General features: G+C 41.3%; 3 protein-coding genes. All 3 read left to right on the top strand.

What is annotated here, in order from left to right; all coding sequences use genetic code 11:
* Positions 1-2 precede the first annotated feature (2 nt).
* Positions 3-83 (top strand): AraC family transcriptional regulator, encoded by an 81-nt coding sequence (locus AC1DSE_RS34160; RefSeq protein ID WP_477529004.1) that lies wholly within the window; start codon positions 3-5, stop codon positions 81-83.
* 21 nt (positions 84-104) lie between these two features.
* Positions 105-332, top strand: a complete 228-nt coding sequence (locus tag AC1DSE_RS34155; protein WP_477509770.1) for a hypothetical protein — start codon at positions 105-107, stop codon at positions 330-332.
* 875 nt (positions 333-1207) lie between these two features.
* A partial coding sequence (locus AC1DSE_RS34150; RefSeq protein ID WP_477529003.1) for a glycoside hydrolase family 3 protein occupies positions 1208-2448 on the top strand: 1241 nt, incomplete at its 3' end.

The following is a 2448-nucleotide window of genomic DNA, read 5'->3' as shown; positions in this document are numbered from 1 at the left end:
ATATCAGCCATGATGTTGGTTATAGCAACTTTTCCTACTTCAGCTCGTTATTCAAAAATCATTTTGGTCGAACACCTTCCTAGTGCAGAGAAGAGGCATAACCTATGAAACGGCTGATCTATGGATTGTTCAATCGTTTACGGTTTAATCAAAAACTATTTCTTTCCTATTTAATCGTTATTATCATTCCTATTATGGTGCTTGGCATATACGCCTACAATCAATCAAAGGACATGCTGAAGTTGCAGGCACTGCAAGGGATTGATAAGAATGTAAATACCGTTACTCAGAGTATTGACAATTCGGTTGAACGCTACAATCATGCGATTTGATCGATCCTATTCACTAAGATGTTTCAGAAGATCGTAGCCAATGATTATATCGACTTAGTCAATCTTTCACGGGATTTGAATGATTTCTTAGATCCGTATTTTATTATKATGATGAACCTTGACAAGGATATTCAGAAAATAACCTTTTACACCCAGAGCACTGTGCCGGAATTCGGCGATTTAGTAGTCCCACACAAACGTGTTAGTGAGGAGCCATGGTATAACGAAGTTATCAAGGGGATAGAACCACTATGGAAATATGAGAATAACGAACTGTTTGTAGTCCATAAATTCCCAGGTAATCTAAAAGAGCGCTACACGAATATTGTTTATATGCGAATTAATGAGAGCAGTTTTTTCAAAAACATTACCGATTTAGCTTAGGAGTATGGTGTCATCATCTCTGATGACAATAGTCGGATCGTATATGCGAATCAAAGTGCAAAGTTGACGGCCTTCGACTTCAAGGGCGACCGTTTTCCTATACATAATAGGGGAACGGTTGTTTTTTCTGAGTACGCCGATTTCCGAAACTCTAATGGTTCGCTATTGCTTCCGTATCTCCGATTATCCATTCATGTCCACATAGTGCAAAATTAAGTCTTGTTAGTTCAAATACTAATATGGTTTGGGAGTTTATCATCTAAGAATATGCTTTTACTAATAGACTGATAGTTTAGAGTCTGGAGAAGTTGTTTCAACTTCAGGACAACGAAAAAAACCTTAATTATGAAATTCGGTATACAGCTATGATCTTATTCCAGGCTGGGCAATATGGCCATTCAGGCTTGTGATTTTGTTCACTTGAAGTTTGACAGATACTTTAGCCAACAAATGAAAGAATCAAGCACTCAGAGAGCTAAAAGGAGAAAACAATGAGCACAAGAATAGACTTACAACATTACCCTTATATGAATGCAAGCTTGCCTATTGAAGAAAGAGTTGCGGACCTTATATCGAGAATGTCACTTGAAGAAAAGGTAAGACAGCTTGATATTTATTCTGGAAATGAAATTTCCGATTCAGTAGAAGGCTTAAATGCAGATTTGCTTAACTACGAAAAAATGGAAAAGGTATCTGCTGGAATTGGAATCGGATGCATCCAAAACCGAAATTCCAAAGCGGAGACTGCTAATAAAATTCAGGAGTATATCATCCAAAATTCAAGATGGGGGATTCCGGTACTCTTTAGTGAAGAGGGACTTCACGGTTTTGGGTGGAAAGGCTGTACAGTGCTCCCTCAGCAGGTCGCACTCGCATCAACATTTGAGCCAGAACTCGGATATAAACAAGCGAGAGTCATCGCTTCCGAAGCGCGCAGCTTTGGTATACATGAGGTTTGGGCACCTGTTCTCGATCTAGCTAGGGAAATCCGATGGGGACGAGTGGAAGAAGGATACGGAGAGGATCCTTATCTAGGGTCTATGTTCGCGGAGAACATGGTAAGAGGGCTTCAAACGGATGACCTTACAAGACCCGATGCCGTAGTGTCGGAGCCCAAACACTTTACAGGATACGGTGCTCCTAGGGGAGGACACAATTGTGCTCCGGCCATGATGGGGCATCATGATAATGCATTTTACTGTCTGCCTGTATTTGAGGCTGCTTTTCAAGCGGGTGCAATGAACACAATGTGTTCCTATAACTCTATTGACGGCACTCCTGTAGCTAGCGACCATTCGCTGCTTACTGGTGTACTTCGCGATAAGTGGGGCATGAAGGGCTTCGTACGAGCGGATATGACGGCTGTCTCCATGCTGCATACCATGCACTTTGTTGCTGAAAACAATCGGGAAGCTATCAAAATGGGTCTTGAATCCGGTGTTGACATGCAGCTTTACGACTTTCCGCATGATATATACCAGGACAGCATTATTGACCTTGTAAAATCAGGTGAGGTGGACGAGAAAGTAGTAGACACAGCTGCTGGACGTGTACTTACAGTTAAATTTACAGTTGGAATCTTTGAAAATCCATATACAGATATCGAACTTTCTTCGAAAGTTGTGCACAGTGAGGAGCACGTACAGACGGCTCTCGAAGTTGCAAGAAAGTCGATCTGCCTGTTGAAAAACAGCAAAAATACGCTTCCTCTCAAAAGAGACATTGGCAAGAT

It is taken from the genome of Paenibacillus sp. 01L418, from assembly GCF_056400045.1.
The sequence above is the reverse complement of the archived record's forward strand: the minus strand, read 5'-3'. Positions and strand labels throughout refer to the sequence as shown.

Excerpts from the sequence above, each read along its gene's own strand:
- AC1DSE_RS34155 (WP_477509770.1), top strand. The coding sequence starts at position 105 with ATGAAACGGCTGATCTATGGATTGTTCAATCGTTTACGGTTTAATCAA.